Raw genomic sequence first — 3,892 nt, forward strand, 5'->3', positions numbered from 1 at the left:
GATTCTTGCTCGGTAGTGTTCAGTATCGAGTACAACCCAGATAGTGCGCTCACTGAAACCAGAACCAATGCGACACTTCTCTCTATGAATTGTCGCTTAGTTAACCGAGTCACTTGCCAGTCTCTGGATCTAACGGTGTACTACGATACTCTTTACCAGCTAAAATATCGTAGTGAATCACCGTATCGCTACTGAACTGAGAGAAATCAAAGTAGACAGTTTCTGCATTTGTTTGTGATGTTTCAGATATTTTCTTTTTATTGACAAAGTAGTAACATCCGGTAATTCCTTTCCATATATCTTTAGACCATTGGTAAAATCGACTGTTGCAATCTCTAGCTTCAATTTTAGAAGTTAAATCTAACGGTTTATTGTTATAATCGGTGCCTGATTGATAAATGCGTAATTGGGCAAAACCTACTGTATCAAATGCGTTATAGGCTTCGACCTTGATATCTCGTAATTCGACCACGCAATTTTTACTGTTTGTGTAAGTTGAGTATGGCACGGTGAACTGATAACGGTCATCACTTACATCGTTACTCGGAGTAAAGAATGTAGTGATCTTTCCTCCTCGATGGGCTTTTTGGCCAAACATATCATAAGAGTAGGATTCACAGTCATCACCATATACCCAATAGTTTGCCCACACTTTTACAGTTGCATCGGTTGGCTTTGAACCTGCTACTCGAATCGACTCTTGCGGATTTGCATTCTGTGCTGAGTAAAGACTACAACCTATACCAACAAGAAATACAAGCAGCGTGAGGTTTATCCCCAACCTTGTTTGTTTAGTCGATAGCGTCATTTTAATTGTTCCTTAATTTCATCAGGTAAGGATTGATTAGACATCAGCAGTAAACTGAGCGGATACCTCTCAGGGTTGTTTAGAGTCGCGGTTAGTTCGTGTCTAACCTGATGATGATTGTGCACTAATTGTTCGCAGATCGATATCTCTTGTCTTAAGCGGGCAAGATAAGCTTGATTAGTGGGCGAGTAGGGTTTGCCTAACGTTTCGGCTAACTCGTACTTAGCCTTCAAGTTGCGTTGTTGTAAATCTTCGATGGTATTTGAGAGGTAATTGATCGTGCCTTGATAATTGTCATACAAACTTTCTTTACTGAGTGCTTGCAGTTGAGCGAATAGGTTAGGGATATAAACCTCCATACCGTGTTCAGCGATTGAAGCATCGGTCAAACCATCCACTAATGCATAGGAATCATTTTCGGCCATCTTAGCAAGATCTAGCATGGTGATTTGAGTCTGTCGTGGCGATAATAGTACCTGCTTGGGCTCATCATACGTGATCAATTGAGATAGGGAACCATGATGAAGATAGTTATCATCATCGTTATCCATGATCATTTTTTTGGCTAAATTCACACTGCTATTGAAAATGTCAGACAGTTCGAGACCTTCGGTTGGGTCGGTATTAGCCCATGTCATCGGGATTTGGGGAACGAGATCGTGATTATTAACATACCGATAATGGACAATATCGCGGTAACGCTCGACAAAACTTCGCGTTCCTGTGCGCGGCATTCCGTAAGTGTACAAACGCAATGTTGATGGCGAATAGGTATCTTGTATTAATGCGCTCATGATCAGCGCTGCTGCACCGCCTAAGCTATGTCCACAGACGTAAATAATTTTGTTTTTGTGTTGTTCTAATTGATCTCCGATTGATTTTCGAAAAGCCATAGCATACTGATAAAATCCGCGATGCATATAGGTTCCCCCAAACTCAGGAGGAGCAATTTGTGCGAGATCAAAATTGGTCTTTACCATGTCCTGTACGAAGGGGGATTGAATTGTGTCGCCTAATTTATCTACCAACAGAACTTCTATCCCAGAAGCGGCTTTGACAATTTTGAGAAAATGAGTGTCTTCTACTCTATTTCTGTTCTCAAAATATGGCTCTGTGCCTCGTATGCCGATTATCGCGATATCATCATTAAACAAAATGTACCCTTCAGCGCCTACATCTTCATCAGCATAATAATTGTAGTTAAGTGCTTGGCTATATGGGATTTCTTGCACAATCCATTTTGTTGCTAGATTGCTACAATTTTTGGGGACTTTCCTAGTCTTTAATTGCGTTGTTACGGTATCAATAGAACCGTTTGTATCCAGTGATTTCCCATCATCTATGTTGAATTTATCTGTGGCATACGCCAGTTTCGACAACAAAGCAAAAGTGTAACTATTCACCAAGTTGAACCCATCGGTATCAACGATCATTGGCATATAGCTGCGTAGGGCTTTTATTTCGAGTACATGGGTGGTGTTGTGTGAGGCACGAACCCCTTTAATATCTTTACGTGCATTGGCTTTGAGTGCGCTATGGTGCTCGGTCAAGAACGAATCTTGAGGTGGGGTTGACCACAAATCACCCACGCTCACTAAGGCGTATTTTTTACGGTTTTGATGAACCGCCCCCAGCTCTGACTCTGCTCTTGATTCAACTGGCGACGGGGTCTGTTCGTTGCGACTCTTATACTGTTCTACCGTGGCTAACAGGTTTTCTGTTTCGACGCTGATCACCCACTCCCCTGCGGCCAGATTGGCAAACTTACAGTTCCCTTGGCGACTGGTCTGTTGATGCGTTTCTAGCGTGCTGGGGTTAGTAATGGTCACCTTTAAGTCATTTATCGGTTCATCGTTTTCGCTACGAAACTCAACCTCTAACCAATTGACTGCGGGGTTACACAATACGCAGTGATTGTACATTTCAATCGCCATTACGCTTCTCCTTGCAATTGGTGATACAGGGTTTTTAATCCAAACAGCAATTCATCATCTCGCAGTCCAACAATGGTTTTTTGAATCGACACCTGATTCAGGAAGGCTTGCTTATGGGTAGTGATAATACTGGCCGTTAGTGCTTTCTCTTGTAGGGTCTGCTTTTGACTATCTGGTGCTAATTCCATTGCCGTAAAATGTGCTTGAAAGGCGCTATCAAAGTGCGGCATGTTGTGGTCAATTCTTGTTTCCATCAGTTGAGACTGATTCTGCCAGAGCCAGCTTTCTACGTTACGACTCAGCAATGGTACATTAGCTGTGTTATCAATGTGGTGCTCTTTAATTATCCACCAAGGCGTATTTTGATCTTGAGCCAAAGTTTGCTGGGTGGGGGTGTCTGCTTGCCAGCTTTGCCACTGCTGATTGTAGTGGATTAATACGCTGTGGTTCCTGAGTAACTGACTGACTTCTTCAGGGAGTAAACGCGGCAGCATTGCGCCAATATAAGCGGGGTTATAGAAAGAAAAAAAGACGCGTTCACCAAGTAAGATTGCTTGAAACAGGCTCGCAAAATGGGCGCGAAGCTCTTTTTGAACAGAGTCGGTACTGACAATAATACCGCTTTGTGCATGGTCATCTTGCTGCCACCATTCTATAAACTGTGCGTTAACAGGCAGTAACCAAGGGCCATCTTCTGGATTGGTCAGAGTATCTAAGCTCATTAGTGGCCCACCATCTTCACCACCACACTGGTAGAAAGCGACCTGAGGTTGGTGGGGGGAGCGTGGGTCGACAATGGCGTAGAGGCCTTTGTTTAGCTCGCGTTGTTCATATAGCCATTGGGTAATATTCAACTGTTTCATTTTATCTTTCCTTGCTCACAGGGTTTGAGCAATGAGGTATTAGCGTCCACAGTAGCTTGTGCTGGCAACGTTATCGGTTGTGGGGGCGTTTGAGTTTCTAAACCATTTGGCAGCTTGCTTATCTCTCCGCCATAACCACTGCCACTGCTTGGACTTCCACCCGAGTTTATATTGACTTTCGCGCCAACCAAGCTAACACCAGAAGCGTCTAGTTTTATAAAGCTGCCACCGGCTTTCAAAGTCATTTCAGAGCCCGCTTCGATAACGACCTTCATACCGGCTTTGAT

3 protein-coding genes and 1 pseudogene are annotated in these 3,892 nt (G+C 43.4%); all 4 read right to left on the reverse strand.

Annotated elements, in window-relative coordinates:
* Positions 1-109: 109 nt before the first annotated feature.
* Positions 110-808: a hypothetical protein gene (locus tag ACQEXT_RS21085; RefSeq protein WP_426953430.1), complete on the reverse strand. Its 699-nt coding sequence runs from the start codon at positions 806-808 to the stop codon at positions 110-112.
* Entirely contained in the window at positions 805-2,736 is a 1,932-nt protein-coding gene (locus tag ACQEXT_RS21090) for a lipase family protein (protein ID WP_426953432.1), read from the reverse strand. Before ACQEXT_RS21090 ends, ACQEXT_RS21085 begins: the two co-directional genes overlap by 4 nt.
* A gap of 5 nt (positions 2,737-2,741) precedes the next feature.
* Positions 2,742-3,605, reverse strand: a complete 864-nt coding sequence (locus ACQEXT_RS21095; RefSeq protein ID WP_426953431.1) for a DUF4123 domain-containing protein — start codon at positions 3,603-3,605, stop codon at positions 2,742-2,744.
* Positions 3,602-3,892: pseudogene (locus tag ACQEXT_RS21100) on the reverse strand (type VI secretion system tip protein VgrG); the annotation flags it as partial. The pseudogene ACQEXT_RS21100 and the gene ACQEXT_RS21095, both read right to left, overlap by 4 nt.

It is taken from the genome of Vibrio sp. TRT 29B02 (assembly GCF_050113655.1).
Lineage (GTDB): Bacteria > Pseudomonadota > Gammaproteobacteria > Enterobacterales > Vibrionaceae > Vibrio.